Origin of the sequence: Rhodopirellula maiorica SM1, assembly GCF_000346295.1 — a bacterium.
Classification (GTDB): domain Bacteria; phylum Planctomycetota; class Planctomycetia; order Pirellulales; family Pirellulaceae; genus Novipirellula; species Novipirellula maiorica.
The window spans coordinates 12,626-31,190 of the sequence record NZ_ANOG01000268.1; the positions used below are offsets into that span (position 1 = coordinate 12,626).

At 54.8% G+C, this 18,565-nt stretch carries 13 protein-coding genes and 1 pseudogene; 10 read left to right on the plus strand and 4 right to left on the minus strand.

Going from position 1 to position 18,565, the window contains the following annotated elements; all coding sequences use genetic code 11:
* Positions 1–137 precede the first annotated feature (137 nt).
* Positions 138–866: a CAP domain-containing protein gene (locus RMSM_RS08470; protein ID WP_008694200.1), complete on the minus strand. Its 729-nt coding sequence runs from the start codon at positions 864–866 to the stop codon at positions 138–140.
* Positions 867–1,301: 435 nt separating this feature from the next.
* Here RMSM_RS08470 and RMSM_RS08475 point away from each other — a divergent pair, with 435 nt between their 5' ends.
* Positions 1,302–1,937, plus strand: coding sequence for a PRC-barrel domain-containing protein (locus RMSM_RS08475; protein WP_008694203.1), 636 nt, complete (start codon positions 1,302–1,304; stop codon positions 1,935–1,937).
* A 151-nt stretch (positions 1,938–2,088) separates the two neighbouring features.
* Positions 2,089–2,382, plus strand: a complete 294-nt coding sequence (locus tag RMSM_RS08480) for a hypothetical protein (protein ID WP_008694205.1) — start codon at positions 2,089–2,091, stop codon at positions 2,380–2,382.
* A gap of 410 nt (positions 2,383–2,792) precedes the next feature.
* Here RMSM_RS08480 and RMSM_RS08485 read toward each other — a convergent pair whose 3' ends face one another.
* Positions 2,793–3,431, minus strand: coding sequence for a lipase family protein (locus RMSM_RS08485; protein ID WP_144057487.1), 639 nt, complete (start codon positions 3,429–3,431; stop codon positions 2,793–2,795).
* 270 nt (positions 3,432–3,701) lie between these two features.
* On the opposite strand from RMSM_RS08485, the gene RMSM_RS08490 reads away from it, so the two are divergent.
* Complete coding sequence (locus RMSM_RS08490) at positions 3,702–5,543, plus strand: alpha-amylase family glycosyl hydrolase (RefSeq protein WP_008694210.1); 1,842 nt, start codon at positions 3,702–3,704, stop codon at positions 5,541–5,543.
* 83 nt (positions 5,544–5,626) lie between these two features.
* Here RMSM_RS08490 and RMSM_RS08495 read toward each other — a convergent pair whose 3' ends face one another.
* The gene (locus RMSM_RS08495; RefSeq protein WP_008694211.1) at positions 5,627–7,327 is read right to left on the minus strand and encodes an AMP-binding protein; all 1,701 of its coding nucleotides are present in this window, start codon (positions 7,325–7,327) and stop codon (positions 5,627–5,629) included.
* 254 nt (positions 7,328–7,581) lie between these two features.
* On the opposite strand from RMSM_RS08495, the gene RMSM_RS08500 reads away from it, so the two are divergent.
* The 4 genes from RMSM_RS08500 (at position 7,582) to RMSM_RS08515 (ending at position 14,166) form a co-directional block, all read left to right on the plus strand.
* Positions 7,582–8,763 (plus strand): thiolase family protein, encoded by a 1,182-nt coding sequence (locus RMSM_RS08500; RefSeq protein ID WP_008694212.1) that lies wholly within the window; start codon positions 7,582–7,584, stop codon positions 8,761–8,763.
* The gene (locus RMSM_RS08505) at positions 8,760–9,614 is read left to right on the plus strand and encodes an MBL fold metallo-hydrolase (RefSeq protein WP_008694213.1); all 855 of its coding nucleotides are present in this window, start codon (positions 8,760–8,762) and stop codon (positions 9,612–9,614) included. The genes RMSM_RS08500 and RMSM_RS08505 overlap by 4 nt, the downstream gene beginning before the upstream one ends.
* A 250-nt stretch (positions 9,615–9,864) precedes the next feature.
* Positions 9,865–10,404 carry a methanogen output domain 1-containing protein gene (locus RMSM_RS08510; protein ID WP_008694215.1) on the plus strand — a complete coding sequence of 180 codons (540 nt, stop codon included), beginning with the start codon at positions 9,865–9,867 and terminating at the stop codon, positions 10,402–10,404.
* A 12-nt stretch (positions 10,405–10,416) separates the two neighbouring features.
* Complete coding sequence (locus RMSM_RS08515; RefSeq protein WP_008694217.1) at positions 10,417–14,166, plus strand: PAS domain S-box protein; 3,750 nt, start codon at positions 10,417–10,419, stop codon at positions 14,164–14,166.
* A gap of 529 nt (positions 14,167–14,695) precedes the next feature.
* On the opposite strand, the gene RMSM_RS08520 is transcribed toward RMSM_RS08515, so the two are convergent.
* Positions 14,696–15,985, minus strand: a complete 1,290-nt coding sequence (locus tag RMSM_RS08520; RefSeq protein WP_160168261.1) for an outer membrane protein assembly factor BamB family protein — start codon at positions 15,983–15,985, stop codon at positions 14,696–14,698.
* A 277-nt stretch (positions 15,986–16,262) separates the two neighbouring features.
* On the opposite strand from RMSM_RS08520, the gene RMSM_RS08525 reads away from it, so the two are divergent.
* From RMSM_RS08525 to RMSM_RS42445, 3 genes and pseudogenes are all read left to right on the plus strand, one after another.
* Complete coding sequence (locus RMSM_RS08525; protein WP_144057489.1) at positions 16,263–17,798, plus strand: SGNH/GDSL hydrolase family protein; 1,536 nt, start codon at positions 16,263–16,265, stop codon at positions 17,796–17,798.
* A 197-nt stretch (positions 17,799–17,995) separates the two neighbouring features.
* Positions 17,996–18,358 (plus strand): hypothetical protein, encoded by a 363-nt coding sequence (locus RMSM_RS08530; RefSeq protein WP_008694221.1) that lies wholly within the window; start codon positions 17,996–17,998, stop codon positions 18,356–18,358.
* Between the two features lie 9 nt (positions 18,359–18,367).
* Positions 18,368–18,565, plus strand: a pseudogene (locus RMSM_RS42445) (hypothetical protein); the annotation flags it as partial.

Genomic DNA, 18,565 nt, shown 5'->3' on the forward strand with positions numbered 1-18,565 from the left:
CCGCGACTGAAAATAATCGAATCGAAATGGCATCGCTTTGCCGCCGATGTGGCAGTGGAATTTTCGGGGCAGAGTTTTCCAGTCTTGGGGACTGGTTTTTTGGGGGCAGGACTTCAATAAGCTATTGGCACGGGTAGCTATTGGCGTTCGATGCCCTGATCCGTCAACACCAACTCGCTCGATTCGGTCAATCGCATTTCGGAGTCGGCATCCTTGATCCAGAGGGTCGTGGGGAAGCAGCGAGTCATTTTGATGATCGTTCGAGGTGGCATCTCGATCTCGTCCTGGCTGTCGTTAGCCTCGCTGATCAACGTCTGCAATTCCGCGGATTCGTTGCGGATCTTGATTTTAATCGCACGTGATTTTGGCCGACCAAACAACTGCACGGCGTAATAGGTCACTCCGTCGGTGGTTGCGACTGCCACGCCGGTGTCGGTGACGTAATCGGCTAGCATGTTTTCACGGTGAGGCGGCGAATCGATCCACCCTTGCACAAAAACATCAATCAGGCCTTCCGCGGTGACCTCGCCGGTGTTGGTGCGATAGGCGATATTCTCGCGGACGACACAGTACGAGTAGCCAGCCGCTTTGGCGCGTTGGGCCGGCGTTTTTCCATCCGCGTTGTGTCCGTACTTACTCGTTTTCGCCATGAAGTTCGCGAAATCCGAGGCGGACTTCATCAAATTCTCGTCTCGGCTCACCGCGTCGAGATCGTGTTTGTTGCGGAACTCGTTTGTCTGTTTGACGATCGCCTGCTCGACTTGCTTGATCATGGTGTCGTCGCCCGACGATGGATCCGCAGATTCGGTGGGCGAGGACCAGAGAACGCTACACAGCAACAGAAAGCAGAATTGGAATCGCCACATTGGAACAACCTTAGCAATCGCGGATTTTTTTGGATGGAAATTTGCTCTGCGAAACGCAACTCGCAATTCCTGCGCCGACGGGATTGCTGTGACCGGACGCCGTAATTTGCACTGGCCTTGTCTGACACTGAGGAAACGTGAGCGATTCGCAGCCATTCGGCTGATCGATAGAGGTCCACTTCCTTGCTTTCCAACGGTCTGGGCTTGCTTTCCAACGGGTCGGGATGCCGCAAACGGGGCCGATTGCGAGCGGTTCATACCAATTTGGGATCGCATCGTTCGATGCAAGCGATTGGTCCACGAAATGCATTGACCATGTCGGCTCACCCATGAAGTTTGCATCTCAAGTGATTCAACGAGCCGAATGGCAATCTCGACAGTCTCAGCAGCTTCCATTACCCGTTCCCCCCTCTCTTCTTACTTGGAGAAATCTGAATGAAGGCAACATTAAAGTATGCGATTTTGACGATCGCATTGGCTGCGTTATCGTTTGACGTGGCATCGGCACAAGATACTCGCAACCAAGAGCGTGACGTGTCTCGTGCCCGTGATCGAGCGAACGTAGGTCAATTGGATGAGAAGACGCGAGGGACCACAATCCGAGTCAGCCAATTGATCGGTTACAACATCCAAAACTCGCAAGGCGAAAGCGTGGGCGAGATCAAGGACATTGTGCTCGATTCAAGGACAGGTAAAGTCCGTTACGCCGCCGTTACCTATGGTGGGTTTCTCGGCATGGGCGACAAGCTGTTTGCCGTTCCCTTCGAAGCGTTTCGGGTCCAAGTTGATCCCGACGAGCTGGATGATCGTGACGACATCGATTCGGACGACTACGTCTTGGTCTTGAACGTCACTCAGGAGCAGCTCGAAGGTCAGCAAGGATTCGATGAAGACAATTGGCCCAATATGGCTGACCGCGCATGGGCTCGCGATCTCGACAAACGATATGGCGTCAATCGTAACGAAGATGCCAAAGAACGCATGCTGCGTGAAAATCGCCAGGATCGTCCGAATCGCGGCAATCGTGAAAACCGGGCGAACCGCGAAAATCGCGAAACCGACAACCAATAGATCGGTCGCACGCGACGATCGTCGGTTTGGAAAAACGACTCGTCACGAGAGACAGGGTTCCCTCGTGGCGATTTTTTTAAGCACTTACGACAGCACCACCCTCAAGCTCTCTTGCAATTTATTTCTACCCAAGTGTGTGAAGGCATAAAAAATGAAATATCCTCTGTTGCTCGCCCTGTTTCTGGCCGTCTCGGTGGGGCTAAGCGGTTGTGATGTCGAACAAGGAGGCACGTCGGGCGCCGTAAGCCCTGCAGCGACGCCCCCCGCAGTCGATGACGACGGCGGCGTCGATATTGATATCGATCCAGGAAACACGCCGATCGGTGATTCCGCTGTCGAAGACCGCGCCGAGCGGCGACAAGAACGGCGTGAAAACATTCGCGACGCGATTGACGACGTGGATGTCAATGTCGGCAACGGCGGCGTGGACGTGAACGTCGACTAGCGGGCTAATGATGTAATCGAAATGCAAATCGTTTTGGTGAGCCGAGGGCCGTAAGAGAACGTCCGGCTTAGGCCAGAGGCCGATACATCCTCTGCCGTGGCCGTAAGGCCACGGGATGTAGCGAATGAGCTGCAAAGGCCGGAGGCCGACACAACGACTGAGTAAATGTGTCGGCCTCCGGCCTTGGATTTGCTGCATTCCAAACCGGTGGTTAGCACCACCGGCATGAATTGTACCGGCCTCCGGCCTTAAAAAAAGAACGAATGCGAGTTGTTAGAGTCACCCTAAGCCGGACGTTCTCGTAAGGCACCGGGTAATGCATGGAACCCGGACGCTGACGCGCGAGCGGCTCACTAAATCAACAGGCCGCTAGCGTCGACTTGGAAATGGCGTAGGTCGCCGGTGGCGTTTTAAGGAATGTCTGAGGTGGGAAACAAAAATTGTGTGATCAGACGCAGCGAATTAGGTTGCATCGCCACGGTCAAATGCGAGCCGACCAGGTGGTGCACCGTCGCGGCTGAGTTTTCGTCGAGTTCCACCGGACGGACATACATATCGATGTTTGCCCAGATCACCAATCGGCGCACATTCGCGTCGACGTCTGCATCGCAGTTCGCACGTAAGGGATCGCCCATCACGGCAATCTCGGGGATCACGTTTCCCGTGGCGTGATGCAATAAATCGGGAACAATGCCTGCCTGCATGACCGGTGCGATGGAAACGAGCGATGACACGTGATGCGATCGGCTCTCTGTGATTGCGCGGCGAGCGATCCAATCACCAAAGCTGTGGGTGACCAACGCAATCGAACCGCTGGATCGATGCTCTTGCAATGTGCTTTGCAATCGAGCAACGCTCTTTTCTAGGTTGCGAAAGATCATGCGATCGGGCCACAGTTGGACATCATCACAATGTCGCTGTAGCGACACTTTCAGTGGCCACAAGAAAAGCGGTGGCTCACAAAAACCAGGGATTAAAAGCACCTTGTCGATCTTGCCCTGAGGATCATCGGGAGGTGTCGATTCTTTCGACGTCAAATCGTTTGACATGGCAAACACAGATTGGGAATCTCGATGGGAATGAGCCGGTTCGGTCTAACTTATCAGTAACAAGTGGATTGGTCGAGCGTTCCGATCCGTGTGCCTCGCACACCATCCTCGCTCAATTCGGGCTCGATAGACTCGCTGCTTCATCCCCGCTGCGGGTGACAGAAACGGCGATTTCGTATTGACGAGATGGGTTCGGCACACTCTTTGCGGATAGGCCTCCGCCACTCCCGCGTCGGTGGGCGTGCATCTCCAAATTTTCAAGGAACGTCAATGTCAATCGCTACAGCGCCCACTTCTTCCTCCGAACCATCCAACTCGGCCAACCAAACCGAGCAAACGAAATTGACGGGCATGGGAGCGATCCCTCATGAAAACGGAGTGGCGTTCCGTGTCTGGGCGCCCCATGCGGATCGAGTCAGTGTGATCGGTGACTTCAACGACTGGTCAGGCGATCGTCACTCGATGGAAAACGAAGGGAACGGGTACTGGTACGGCAATGTCGAAGGGGCGGCGGTCGGCCAAGGGTACAAGTTCCAAATCACCAACGGCGATCAGACATTTGATCGCATCGACCCCTACGCCCGCGAGGTGACCAATTCAATCGGCAAAGGAATCGTTCACGACACCTCCTATGACTGGGAAGGGGACGATTTTCAAATGCCAAACCACAATGAAATCGTCATCTATGAAATGCATATTGGCACCTTCCATCGCAGCGACGAGGATCAACCGGGATCGTTCGAGGACACCATAAAGCGACTTCCCCATCTAAAACAACTCGGGGTCAACGTGCTGCAGATCATGCCGGTGGCCGAGTTCGCAGGTGATTTGTCGTGGGGCTACAATCCCGCGCATATCTTTGCGGTCGAAAGTGCATATGGTGGCCCGGTCGCACTCAAAGATTTTGTCAAGCAAGCTCACGCCCACGGATTCGCCGTTGTGATGGATGTGGTTTACAACCACTTTGGCCCGAGTGATTTGGACCTCTGGCGTTTCGATGGCTGGAGCGAAAACGACAAAGGCGGAATCTATTTCTACAATGACCATCGATCTTCCACACCGTGGGGCGAAACTCGCCCCGATTACGGGCGTGGCGAGGTACGGCAATTCATCTATGACAACGCAAAGATGTGGCTCGAAGATTTCCATGTCGATGGGCTGCGGTATGACATGACTGCCTACATTCGCACGATCAGCGGGATTGGCGACGATGACATCAGCGAAGGTTGGGGATTGATGCAGTGGATCAATCGTGACTTGGCCGAACAGTTCCCAAATTGCTTGCTCGTTGCCGAAGATCTGCAAAAGAATAATTGGTTGACCAAACCGCACGATCATGGCGGTGCGGGGTTTTCAACTCAGTGGGATGCCGCGTTTGTGCATCCCATCCGCGAAGCCGTTCAGCAGATCGATGACGCGCACCGCGACATGTGGGCCGTGCGAGACGCCCTGTGTCACCGCTATAACGACGATGCGATGCAGCGAGTCATTTACAGTGAATCGCACGACGAAGTCGCCAACGGCAAGTCGCGAGTCCCTTCTGAAATCGACCCTGAAAATCCAGAGAGTGCTCATGCTCAGAAACGCTCGGTGCTTGCGGCGGCATTGGCGCTGACCGCTCCGGGAATTCCGATGCTGTTTCAAGGCCAAGAATTACTCGAAGACGATTGGTTCGACGACACCGATCCAATCGACTGGGATCGTGCCGAACAGTTCAAGGGGATCAAGCAATTGTTTCGCGATCTGATTCGATTGCGACTCAACCGCGAGGGAACGACACGCGGTCTGCTTGGTCAGCACATTCACGTGCATCACGTCAACGAAGGGGACAAAGTGATCGCGTTTGTCCGGTCAGGACACGAGGATCCTGAGGGCGATGTCGTGGTGTTAGCGAATTTTGCCAATCGATCGTGGGATGGATACGAAGTCGGGTTTCCCGCCGCAGGACACTGGAAATTGCGTTTCAATTCCGATTGGAAAGGCTATAGCGAAGCGTTTGCCGATAAAGATGTCGACGACGTGGTTGCCGAAGAAACGCACCGTGACGGTTTGCCCGCGACCGCAAATTTGTCGTTCGGTCCCTATGCCGTGTTGGTGTTTTCCAGGTCGTGATGCCGGCCTATTCGGTTTAAGTGGGCCACACGGTTTCAAAGGGGCTGCGCTGTTTGATCAGGTTAACTCGGTTTGATGGGGCGCTATGCCGTTTGGATTTTGGCGACCGCTTGTAACCCGAGTTCCTCGATCGCTGCTTCGCGGATCTTATACTTTTGTATTTTACCCGTGACAGTGGTCGGAAATTGATCAACAACTTTCCAGTAATGCGGCACTTTGAATCGAGCCAGCGACTCATTGCAAAACTCACGCAGCTCGGCTTCGGACACCTCGGATCCTACTTTTAGTTTGACCCATGCCAACACCTCTTCGCCAAACCGGCGGTCTGGCACGCCGACGACTTGCACGTCTTCGACCGCGGGATGTTGATACAGCCGTTCTTCGATCTCGCGAGGGTAAATATTTTCGCCACCGCGGATGATCATGTCGTGCAGTCGACCAGTGATGCGGAAATAGCCGTTGGATTGCCGCATCCCCAGATCGCCGGTGTGCAACCATCCTTCGTCGTCGATGACCGCCGCCGTCTTTTCAGGCATGTTGTAATAACCGAGCATCACTCCATGGCCGCGACCACAAAACTCGCCTTGTTTCCCATCATCGAGCTCTTCGTTCGTGATCGGATCGACGATCTTGGCTTCGAACCCAGGCAATGGACGCCCTACCGTACCGACCCGCAATTCGATGGGATCGTCGGTGCGTGTTTGGGTGATCAGCGGCGATGCCTCGGTTTGTCCATAACCGATCGTCATCTCCGCCGCTCCCATGTCGGTCGTCACATGTTTCATCAATTCGATCGGGCAAGGACTGCCCGCCATGATGCCGGTCCGCAGCGAAGTCAAATCGCGACCGGCGTAGCTAGGGTGTTCCAGTTGGGCAATGAACATCGTCGGCACGCCATACACTGCGGTACAGCGTTCTTTCTCAATCGCGTCGAGTGTCGCCACCGCACTAAAACACTCCGAGGGAAACACCATGGCAGATCCGTGGACAAGACAGCACAAAGTGCCTAGTACACAACCAAAACAGTGATACAGAGGCACCGGCAAAGCGATGCGATCACTCGGCCCGAGTCGCTGCGATTGCCCCGCGTAAAACGCATTCAACAGGATGTTGCGGTGCGAAAGTGTCGCGCCCTTAGGATGTCCCGTGGTGCCGGATGTGTACTGGATGTTGATCGCGTCGGTGCACCGGAGGTTCTCGGCGATTTCCAACACCTCGGATGCGGGGGCCGTCTCGGCTCGGCCCACGAATTCATCCCACATGATCGCATACTCACGCGATTCACCTCGCAACCCGATGATCCACTTTAATTTGGGAAACGCCGCCGACTGCAACGCCCCCGGCTTTGCGGTGGCGAGATCGGGACAGGCTTGGTTGAGGATGTCCCAAAAATGAGTCGACTTGTGGTGGTCGATTAACGCGAGCCCTCGTACCTCGGATTGTTGCAACGCGTACTTCAATTCATCCGCCCGATATGACGGATTGATGTTCACCAATACCACGCCGATCCGCGCCGTCGCAAACTGCAGCAACACCCACTGAGGAACATTTGTAGCCCATACTCCAAAATGGTCGCCAGGCCGGAAACCCACCGCCAATAACCCGCTGGCAACCTGGGTGACCGCATCATCCAACTCGGACCAAGTCATGCGGTTTGGTGGATCACAGAAGACAATCGCGTCATTTTGTGGATGCCGACGCGCGGTCTCTTTAAGAACCTGGCCAATCGTCAATCCATCGACCCAAGGTTTGGTTGTTTCGTTTTGGTTACGAATAGCGATCATGTTTGGACTCCCGCTTTCGAGTACCTCTATTCTAAACGAGTGAGTGAAATGCGGCGTATTTAAAACCGCTAAAAATCTTTTCCACTCGCTGTAAAGGCATGCGTACAATGCGAGATAGATGTTTCGAATTACGACCAGAACAATGATTGGCGGATGATGGTTTCTGGAAAAACGTACTTGAAGTTTCCTAAAACGGAAACGAAGCTTAAAACGGACGCGGAACCCTGCGATCGATGCATTGGAGAGGTCAGCTGATGACGGACGCCTATATTTTGTCGGCGTGCCGAACTCCGATGGGACGGTTCCAAGGCGAATTGGCGCCGTTGGCGGCGACGTCGTTGGGAGCCATCGTGGTGCGCGAAGCGGTCGTGCGGTCTCGTTTATCCGTCGCGGCGGTGAACGAAGTCATTCTTGGCCAAGTATTGACGGCTGGCGTCGGCCAAGCCCCGTCGCGTCAAGCCGCAATCCATGCCGGCTTGCTGCCCTCGGTCGCCGCGCTGACTATCAATAAAGTGTGCGGCTCGGGGCTGAAAGCGATCAGCTTGGCGGCTCAGGCGGTTCAGTGCGGCGATGCCGATGTGGTCGTCGCCGGCGGAATGGAAAGCATGAGTCAGGCGGGATGGGTATTACCACGCGACGCCGCGAAGGTGGGAGATCGTCGTCTGCTCGATTCGCTAACCCACGACGGTCTAACCTGTTCGTTTAGCCGCAGCGCGATGGGGGAAATCGCAGACCAGTTGGCGGAGACGGCGAAGATCTCGCGTAGTGAACAGGATTTGTATGCACTACAAAGTCATCAACGCGCTACGCAGGCAATCGATTCAGGTGGCTTCGACACCGAGATTGTACCTGTGGTTGTCGCTCGACCGTCGGGCGAGTCAACAGTGCGACGTGACTCGGGGCCTCGCAGTGACACCACGCTCGAGTCTCTGTCTGCATTGAAGCCCGCGTTCCATCCTCAGGGGACGGTGACCGCAGGCAATGCTTCGATGATCAGCGACGGCGCGGCAGCCGTGGTCGTTGGAAATCAATCCGCTAGCGAGCGATCGGGGCAACGCCCCCTTTGCCGCATCGTCGCTTCGGCAACGTCCGGCAGTGATCCAGCCCAATTGTTTGTGACTCCGGTCGAGGCGGTCTTAAATGTCGTTCGCAAATCAGGCTATTCACTCAGCGAGATCGATTTGTTCGAAATCAACGAAGCCTTTGCGGTACAGATGCTGGCGTGTCTGGAACAGCTTGCGATTCCGGCGGACCGAGTCAATGTCAATGGAGGGGCGATCGCCTTGGGGCATCCGATCGGCGCCAGCGGAGCGAGGGTGTTGGTAACGCTGTTGCATGCACTGCGGGCCCGCGGAGGACGGTTGGGGGTGGCGGCGCTCTGCTTAGGCGGCGGAAACGCGGTGGCGATGTTGGTCGATACCGAGGTCGGATCATGACGTCATGGATTCCGCTCGGAGAGATGCAGTTGTTGCCGATCAGCGGTGGACGATTGCGGATCGACGGCGGGAATATGTTCGGAGTCGTGCCGCGGATGCTCTGGCAACAGGTCGCAGTACCCGACGAAGAACATCGAATTCGAGTTGAAACGAACTGTCTTCTCGTGCGGACGACCACTTCGCTTGGTTTGATTGATTGTGGATATGGCAGCAAGGCAGCAGAGAAAATTCGCCGTCGCCTTGCAATGGAACCCGACGCACCGCTTGTGCGTAATCTGCAATCTCATCGCATTACCCCTGAAGACATCGATTGGGTGATCTTGACTCATCTGCATTTTGACCACGCCGGCGGATGTACCTACCGCGACGAAAATCATCGGTTGCAGCCCACGTTCCACCGAGCCCGGCACTACGTTCAGCAAGTCGAATGGGACGACGGTGTTGGCAACGTTCCTGAATTGGCGGGATCCTATTTCCAAGACGACTTCCTGCCGTTGGCGGAAGCCGGATTGTTGCAATGGGTCAATTGCAAATCCGAAATCGAACCCGGCATCACGGTTTCACTTACCGGAGGACACACTCGCGGCCACCAGATGGTGAAGTTAAAGTCGCAGGGGGAAACGGCAATCTACCCTGCCGATCTGTGTCCGATGGTGGCTCATCTGCAAACGTTTTGGACGTTGGCGTATGACCAATTTCCGCTGATCGTTCGTCGTTTGAAACCGAGTCTGATACGTGACATCGTCGAACACGACCGATTGATGCTGTTCTCGCACGACCCCGATATCGCGGCGGCACGGCTACGCGTCGACGCAGGCGGCCGGCTCGGCGCGGAACCCGTCTTCACATGATCCTTATCTTCATCAACGAAACAAAACGATGTTAAATGCGGCCGGGGGGCCACCAACTGGATTGTCTAAATCGACCAAATTAATCACAATTTGTCGTGCTCTAGGCGACGCAAATCGTTCATACTCACCGTGGGACTTGCCCTTTTCTAATCATTCACTGTGCTGCTCCATGTCTCCCAAACGCTGGGCATGCAACGTTTCTTCACCTTGGTTTCTTTACTCTCGTTTGGTCTACCACTAGAGGCATGCCATGTCGGACCCCACGCTAAACGATTTGCCTGTGATTCAAGATCTGCCTGTTCCGCTAGAGCGAGATGTGTTTTTGCGGACATTGATTCGCGAGCTATCAGGGACGCTGCAAGATGTCGTCGGGCTCGAAGAAGCCGCTGGGTTTATCAGCATCGTCGGACAACGCGTCGGCGATCAGATCAACGACGACTATCGCACGGCGCTGCAGGTCGATCATCTTGATCGTCATCAGGTGGCCGATGTCTTGGTTGATTTAAAACGTCGGATCCAAGGCGACTTTTATATTGTTGAGCAAGATGATAAAAAAATTGTGCTCAAAAACCGAGCATGTCCGTTTGCGGAAAAGGTGATTGGTCGTCCGTCGCTTTGTATGATGACATCGAATGTCTTTGGAGTGATTGCAGCCGAAAATCTTGGTTACGCCAAGGTCGTGATCGAAGAAGCGATCGCGCGTGGCGACGCGGGTTGTACGATTGTGGTTCATATACTGCCGACCGAAGATGCAATGGCAGCAGATGGCCGTGAATATCTACAAGCTTAAAGTTCGAGCTACATGTCACCCGAAGAATTTACGTCCCTTGCCAATCGCTTTTCCGAAGCGGCATTGCTGGTCACACGCGATGGGATCGTGCTGGCGGCCAACCGGCAATTTCACCGCTTCCAAATCTCAGCTCCGACGCTCGTCGGATGCCGGCTCGCGGATTTGACAGCTACGGCTGAAAGTGAGGTGAACCACTATCTGCGTGCCTGCGCGCGGAACCGTGATCCCGTTGTGGGCGTTTTGTCGTTCAAAACGCAGCAAGGTGACGACGTGGCATTTCGCTGTGACGGTGCGCTGCTGCATCACGATCCCGAGCGCAGCAACACGCAGCTAATGATCAAGTTGGTGCCGCGTGATGAATCGACCACGCAGTTCGCCGTACTGAATCAAAAAGTCGCCGATCTGAATGAAGAGATGCATCGCCGCAAGCAGTTGCAGCAAGATTTGTTAGCACAACGCGAATCTCTGCGTGTGACGCTTGCGAGTATTGGTGACGGTGTGATCGTCTCGGATACCGAGGGGATGGTCACGTTTATGAACCCCATCGCCGAAACGTTAACGGGGTGGCAGCAAGTGGACGCCGTCGGACAGTCGGTCGACACGGTGTTCCAGATCGTCGACGAGGTGACTCGCCAACCCCAAGAGAACCCCGCATCACGCGCGCTACGAAAACGAGCCATCGTGGGGCTTGCCAATCATAGTGTCTTGATCAGCAAAGACGGTGTTCAGCGGCCCATCGATGACAGCGCCGCACCCATCCAACACAACGACGGTGAGATTCTAGGTGTGGTGTTGGTGTTTCGAGATGTTTCCGAGCGACGCGCGGCTGAAATCGAGCAAGGACGATTGGCGGCGTTGGTCGATTCGTCAGAAGATGCGATTCTTGGTCTTACTTTCTCTGGCATCGTAACCGACTGGAACGCCGGAGCGGAAAGATTGTTCGGCTTTTCTGCTGAGGAAACCGTGGGGCAATCGATCTTGTCGTCGATCGTGCCAGAAACAGGCAAGGAAGAGTTTTTCAGTACGCTTGGCCGCGTCGAACAAGGCGAACGAGTGGAACCGTTTGAAGCGATTCGGTTGCGAAAGAATGGCCGATCGGTCCCTGTTGCCATCCGCATCTCACCCATCCTTGATAGCGAGATGAATGTGGTCGGTGCTTCCGCCATCGATCGTGATATTTCAAAACAAAAGGCTTCTGAATTGCGGCGTAATGCGCGGATGGCCGTCACTCAGGTGATCGCGGACAAAAAGAATACGGATCAAGCGATCAAAGAAATCTTAGCGGTGCTCGGAGACATCTTGGGATGGGATGCGGTGCGTTTTTGGAGTGCGCTGCCGGATCAAGATTTTTTGCAACTTCGTCACGCTTGGTGTTCGCACGAATCCAATCACGCCGTAGCGTTGGACGAAACCAATCGCCCCACCTGCGAACGTGGGCAGAATCTCGCCGGATACGTTTGGCATACCGGCGAACCGGCTTGGATCTGTGACATCGCCGCGGACGATCGGTTTGATCGCCAGCACGACGACATTCCCGATACGTTGCACGCCGCATTGGCTTATCCGATCGGCAGCGAAGATGCTTTTTTGGGCGTCATCGAATTGTATAGTGGCGACGTACGATCTTCGGATGAAGATCTGATCGAGATGATGGGCACGGTGGTTTCACAGTTGGTCCAGTTTCTCGAGCGCGATCATGCCGAGAACCAACTTCGGCTCAGCCAACGGGAACTTGTTGACAGCGAAGAGCGTCTTCGGCTAGCGCTTGACGCGGGCCGCATGGGAAGTTGGGAGTGGAGAATTCCGAGTGGCAAAGTGATTTGGTCATCGACCTTGGAAAAGATCCATGGAATCGCCGAAGGAAGTTTCGAAGGCTCGTTCGACGCGTTCCAACGCGATATCTATCCGGCCGATCGCGAGCGTGTTTTGACGAGAATCCAAAATACGGTGCAACAAGGAAACTTACATCATCTCGAGTACCGCATCGTGTGGCCCGATGGCAGCGTGCATTGGCTCGAATCACGCGGGCGAGTGTTTCGTGACGATAGCGGCAACCCTGTGCGGATGATCGGCATCTGTTCGGATGTCACCGAGCGAAAGCAATTAGAGCAGACGCTACGGTTTTTGGCCGAGTCGAGCAAGTCGTTGTCAACGCTGGTCGACTACAAATCGACGCTACAAAAAATCGCCAGTCTGTCGGTTCCCAATTTTGCCGACTGGTGCACCGTTGACATGCTCGAAGCCGATGGGACGGTGCAGCGTTTGGCGGTGGCGCATGTGGATCCCGAAAAGGTTGCGATCGCCGATGAATTGCATCGTCGCTATCCGCCCCGCCCTGATGCCGAATACGGAGTGATGCAAGTTTTGCGATCGGGCGAGGCCGAGTTGATGACGGAGATCCCCGACGCGTTATTGCAAAATGTCGCAGTGGACGACGAGCATTTGCAGATGCTGCGAGAATTGTCGCTGACGTCTTACATGTGCGTGCCTTTGCGTGTTAAAGAGTCGGTGTTGGGGGTGGTAACTTTTGTCGTTGCCGAATCGGGACGTCGCTATAGCCAAACGGACTTGGTGATGGCTGCGGACCTTGCCCACCGCGCGGCGATCGCGATTCAAAACGCACTGCTATACCAACAGGTTCGTGAAGCCGACCGTCGCAAGGATGAGTTTCTTGCGATGCTGGCACATGAACTGCGAAATCCGCTTGCCCCGATTCGCAGCGGACTCGATCTGTTGGCGATGGACTCGCCTAGCCATCGCGAGATCGTGGAATTGATGCAAGACCAAGTCGAACATGTCGTGCGACTGGTTGACGATCTGTTGGATGTGTCGCGGATCATGCGAGGCAAAGTGGAACTTCGCAAAGAAACAACTGGTTTGGCGGACCTCATCAAGCGATCGGTGCATGCGGTCCAATCGACCATTGAACACCGGCATCAAAAATTGACCGTCCAAAACGCGACCGAGCCGATGTACCTAAACGCGGATCCGGTACGAATCGTCCAAGTCATCGAAAACCTGTTGACCAATGCTTCCAAGTATATGGATCCTGGAGGCAAGATTGATTTGATCGTCGAGCGTGATGAGGACACTGCCGTGGTTACGGTCCGCGACACGGGGGTGGGAATCGAAAAAGAGCTTTTGCCGCAAGTGTTTGATTTGTTCACCCAGTCGTCGCGGTCGCTCGATCGATCCCAAGGCGGACTGGGAATTGGCTTGACGCTGGTACAACGACTGGTCGAGATGCATTCGGGATCCGTGTCCGCCCATAGCGACGGACTCGGCCATGGAAGTACCTTTGTCGTGCGTCTGCCGCTTGTCGAAGCCACCCTTCGCTCGTCACCAACGCCTCGTGATGTCGCCAAGGTAGCCGCCTGTCGTATTTGCGTGGTCGATGACAATCGGTCTGCGGCTTGGTTGCTCAAGGCGTTACTAAAGAAAGTGGGCAACCACGAAGTCGAGACCGCCGCCGACGGCCCCACACTGTTGGCGAATATCAACGATTTCCAGCCTCAGGTCGTCTTTCTCGACATTGGATTGCCGGGAATGGACGGCCATCAAGTCGCTCGCGAAATCCGCCAGCAACCCGAGTTTGACGATGTCTTACTCGTTGCCCTGACCGGTTATGGACAAGAGGAAGATCGCAAGAATTCGCGTGCGGCCGGCTTCGATTTACATCTTGTCAAACCACCCTCAGTGGACCAGATCAAAGGCGTGTTCTCGCACCCCAAATTAGCCAACACCATCGCCAAAAAGTCGTAGCGAAACGCATCCAGACTTTAGCATGCTTCGTTTAACCGCTAAATCGATAAGCCATTGGCGGCTTGTTGATTTATTGAGCCGCGACGCGTGAGAGAACGTCCGGCTTAGGCCAGAGGCCGATACAATTTCTGCCGTGGCCGTCAGGCCACGGGATGTAGCGAATGAGCTGCAAAGGCCGGAGGCCGACACAATGACTGAGTAAATGTGTCGGCCTCCGGCCTTGGATTTGCTGCATTCTAAACCGGTGGTTAACACCACCGGCATGAATTGTACCGGCCTCCGGCCTCAAAAAAAGAACGAATGCGAGTTGTTAGAGTCACCCTAAGCCGGACGTTCTCGTGAGCGGCCGGGTCCCGCGCACGACCCGGTGCCTAGACGATTAAATCGACAAGCCGTCAAGAGTTGCGTTGCCTACGCGCGCAAGTCGATTCATGTTTCGACGAATGTCGCAACGGAATCAATTCGAAGTTCCTTGACTGCACCATCTTCTGTGTTGATCCGCCAGCACACTGAATTCTAACAATGGTATCTACTTTTGGATGCAGTAGATTCGCGTGGCGGTGCGGATCAGTAGTCGGTCGCCTGCGATCGCAGGCGTCGCCATCGCCATGTCGTCCTCGGCTAACGGGTTGCTGCCTAATAACTCAAACTCCGTGCCGGCCTTGATCACCGAGGTGACGCCGTCTTCGTTGATACAGAAAATCTTGCCGCCATAAGCCCACGGCGATGACGTGAACTCGCCTCCATTGGGAATTCGGACTTTGGAGTAGATTTCGGAACCGTCGGCGGCATCATAGGCCGCAAACAAGCCGCGGTCATACAACACATACACGACTCCCTCATACGCAATCGTGGTCGGGTTGTACGGCGCCCCGGTCGGTTGACTCCAGACGATTGATTCGTTCGCGGTTTCGGTTCCCTCGAGCGAGATGTCGCCTTCGGCGCCGGGACGAATCGCGTACAGTGGTCGATCGCTGTCACCGACGTACCCGGAACTTATGTAGAGCAACCCGTTGTGCTGGTAAGGCGTCGCGATCGTGATGCTCGACATGCCGGTCAAAGACCACAACAAGTTACCATCCAAATCATACGAGCGAACTTTTCCCGAACCCAGTGTCACGATCTCGCGACGCAATTCGTTCTCCCAGATGTAAGGTGTCGACCAATTGCTCTTTTCCTCTCGCGGAGTCCGCCAGATTTGTTCGCCTGTGCGTTTGTCCAACGCCATCAAGTAAGAATCTTCGTCGTTGTCGTTGACCACATACAACCGATCGCCAAACAAAACCGGTGACGCCGCCGTTCCCCAGCCGTATCGCGTTTTACGTGGCTCGAGGTTGTGCATCCAAACTTCGTTGCCATCCATGTCAAAGCAGTAAACACCCACTCCGCCAAACATCGCGTAAACGTGTTCCCCATCGGTGACGGGCGTCTCCGATGCATAACTGTTTTTGAGATGGATCGATGTTTTCGGTGATGCCTTACGAACCTGTTTTTTCCAAAGCACATCACCGCTGTTCAAATCCAAGCAGATCACGACCCACTCATGTTCCGATGCAGGCAGCTCAGGCCGATTGCCACCGAAATACAACCCCTTCTTGGGCTCTTCACCATCGCCGTGGTTGATGACGGTGGTCAAAAAGACTCGGTTTTCCCAAACGATGGGCGACGACCATCCGCGTCCAGGAATATCTGTTTTCCAGGCCACATTTTCGCTGGCCGTCCACTCGGTCGGAAGATCATTTGCGTCGGTGACGACGCCGTCGGCATTAGGACCGCGAAACTGCGGCCATGCATCGGCTGCGACAACAAAACACGGCATGACAAGCCAAATGCATAGAAACAGTCCGTAAGCCTTCGCAGAGTGACAGAATCGCATCACACGTACCGTTAAATTTTGTGTTGAAAGTGGGAAGATCAGGATCCGGAATGCGGATTGTAGCGACTCTTTGCCTGAGGTGACAGAAACAGCGCCGCCGAAAACGCCAACCGAGCAAGAGTCTGAACCTCGGAGGGATACGACTTTGGCAAAACGGTTTATACTGGGTTTGCCATGTCCAATTTGATGAACCTTTCTGAAGGATCGAAGCCCGACAACCATGAGTGACACGCTGCCCCCCAGACGCCGACGTGTCTCTTCTCCGAGACGTTGGCTGTTTCGCGTCCTGGCGGTCCTCGTGGGTCTGGTTCCGCTGATTCTCTTTGAAGTGTCGCTAAGAATGATGGATTGGCAGCCGCGCGTCGAACTGCATGATCCGTTTGTTGATTTTCAAAACGTGCGTCCTTTGTTCGTGCCATCCGAGGATCAGCGAAATTGGGTCATGGCCGCTAATCGGATTGAGTACTTTCAACCCGAGTCGTTCGCGATCTCGAAACAGCCCAGCGAATTTCGGATCGTGTGTTTGGGAGGATCCACGGTTCAAGGCAGACCGTATTCGATCGAAACCTCATTTACCACGTGGTTGCAACTTAGTCTGCAGGCGGCCGACCCGGCGACGCAGTGGGAAGTGATCAATTGCGGCGGCGTGTCTTACGCTAGCTATCGATTGGTCCCGATCCTCGAAGAGATGCTGCAGCATGAACCCGATCTGATCGTGTTGGCCACCGGGCACAACGAATTTCTCGAAGATCGTTCGTACGCCGGAATCAAACAAGTGCCGGACAGCATCGCGGGGGCTTATCAGCGAATGACCCGGCTGCGAGTAACCCAATGGGTTCAGCAGCTTGTTGCCTCTTCTCGCCGAGACTCCTCTAACCAAGAAAAGACCAGCGATAGCGAAGCTCAAAACATACTAGCGACCGAGGTCGATGCGCTGCTGGATTATCAAGGCGGGCTAGCGGCTTATCATCGCGATGCGAATTGGAGCCAAGCGGTGGTAACCCACTTTCGACATAACTTGCACCGCATGATCCAAATGGCGGATGCCGCTGCGGTTCCGATCGTGTTGGTCGACCTGCCTGTGAACCTGCGAGATTGTCCGCCCTTCAAAAGCCAAGACACCGGCGGGATCAGTGACGCCGACCAGAGACGTTGTCAGCAACTGATTGCCGAAGCTCGCGATATGTTTACTCGCGACCGACAACAAGCGATCAAAAAACTCGAGCTAGCCGTCGCCATTAATCCTCAGCACGCCGGTTTACACTATCAATTGGGACTCCTGTTGCTTGACAATAAACAATTCGAGCGAGCGAAGAAGCATCTGCAAATTGCCAATGACGAAGACATCTGTCCGCTACGGATCGTGACGGCGAACCGAAATGTGCTGCGACAAGCGGCACAGGATCGCGATGTACCAATCGTGGCAGCGCGTCAGCGTTTTGAATCACTCAGCCTCGGAGGAATTCCCGGCGATAACGTTCTACTGGATCACGTGCATCCAACGATTCCTGGGCACCAGGCGATTGCGTCTGAGATCATGGAGATGCTCATTTCGATGCAGATCGTGTCGCCACGTGATAATTGGCAGACCACTCGAGAACAGAGTTTTGCCCGTCACTGGGAAACGCTGACTCCGGTGTACTTTGAACGTGGCAAACAGCGGCTCGAGGGGTTGCAGATGTGGACCGAAGGACGGTCAAAGAAAATTCGCAACGCCAGTACGAATGCGGTCGACACATCGTCCGCGGGACGATGATTCGTTTGGCCATTTTGGCAGTAAATTATCTCAGCGTAAGATTTTTAGGTCCGCGACACGGCACATGTTTTGCAACCCATCTCCAACTGCCTGTTGGTAAACCTAAACAGCGTTGCCCCAAACGGCTAACGGGATTCCACCCAAAGATTCCTGCCAGCTTCGTAATCCGATACCTTCAATGTGAGAGTCTTTTGAAAATGCGTACGCGAATTTTTGCTTTCTTGTTAGGCAGTGTTTTCGTCGCCACATCAACGGCGTTTGCCCAGGACGTGATCTTGTATCGGCCAGTCGTGCAGCCGGTTGCCGCTGCCCCGATGGTGGTCGCCAGACCTAACTATTCGCCCGTTGCGGCCCCGGTCGTGACGTCGCCGGTGGTGGTTCAGCGACCGACGCTCTACGACCCACAGCCGGTCGCCCCGGTGGTATCGTACTCGCCCGCGGTTCCCGCAGCGCCAGCGGCCTATGTTGCACCCGTCGCGCCTGCACCGGTCGTGGTCCGACCAAAAGTCTATGTCCCTGGCCGCCCGATCTATAATTTCTTTCAGGCAATCACACCGTAGACAAATTCCATGCCCCTGATCGCTGTAGCGAAAGTCGCAGAGACTTTCGGCCGCACGAGTAAACCCGAAACTCTCTGCGAGTTTCGCTACGAAATGCTTCACAGCGTCGCCTTTCGGCACCTGCGATTTATGTGTGCTGAAAGTCTGGCTGCCCTCGCTTTCGCCGGGCTTGCCCCCAAAGCCATCGACTTTGGCAACCACAGGGGG

What these genes read in the sequence shown, in the direction of transcription:
- RMSM_RS08470 (WP_008694200.1), bottom strand. Translation starts at nt 866, where the DNA reads ATGTGGCGATTCCAATTCTGCTTTCTGTTGCTGTGTAGCGTTCTCTGG.
- RMSM_RS08475 (WP_008694203.1), top strand. Translation starts at nt 1,302, where the DNA reads ATGAAGGCAACATTAAAGTATGCGATTTTGACGATCGCATTGGCTGCG.
- RMSM_RS08480 (WP_008694205.1), top strand. Translation starts at nt 2,089, where the DNA reads ATGAAATATCCTCTGTTGCTCGCCCTGTTTCTGGCCGTCTCGGTGGGG.
- RMSM_RS08485 (WP_144057487.1), bottom strand. Translation starts at nt 3,431, where the DNA reads ATGTCAAACGATTTGACGTCGAAAGAATCGACACCTCCCGATGATCCT.
- RMSM_RS08490 (WP_008694210.1), top strand. Translation starts at nt 3,702, where the DNA reads ATGTCAATCGCTACAGCGCCCACTTCTTCCTCCGAACCATCCAACTCG.
- RMSM_RS08495 (WP_008694211.1), bottom strand. Translation starts at nt 7,327, where the DNA reads ATGATCGCTATTCGTAACCAAAACGAAACAACCAAACCTTGGGTCGAT.
- RMSM_RS08500 (WP_008694212.1), top strand. Translation starts at nt 7,582, where the DNA reads ATGACGGACGCCTATATTTTGTCGGCGTGCCGAACTCCGATGGGACGG.
- RMSM_RS08505 (WP_008694213.1), top strand. Translation starts at nt 8,760, where the DNA reads ATGACGTCATGGATTCCGCTCGGAGAGATGCAGTTGTTGCCGATCAGC.
- RMSM_RS08510 (WP_008694215.1), top strand. Translation starts at nt 9,865, where the DNA reads ATGTCGGACCCCACGCTAAACGATTTGCCTGTGATTCAAGATCTGCCT.
- RMSM_RS08515 (WP_008694217.1), top strand. Translation starts at nt 10,417, where the DNA reads ATGTCACCCGAAGAATTTACGTCCCTTGCCAATCGCTTTTCCGAAGCG.
- RMSM_RS08520 (WP_160168261.1), bottom strand. Translation starts at nt 15,985, where the DNA reads ATGCCGTGTTTTGTTGTCGCAGCCGATGCATGGCCGCAGTTTCGCGGT.
- RMSM_RS08525 (WP_144057489.1), top strand. Translation starts at nt 16,263, where the DNA reads ATGAGTGACACGCTGCCCCCCAGACGCCGACGTGTCTCTTCTCCGAGA.
- RMSM_RS08530 (WP_008694221.1), top strand. Translation starts at nt 17,996, where the DNA reads ATGCGTACGCGAATTTTTGCTTTCTTGTTAGGCAGTGTTTTCGTCGCC.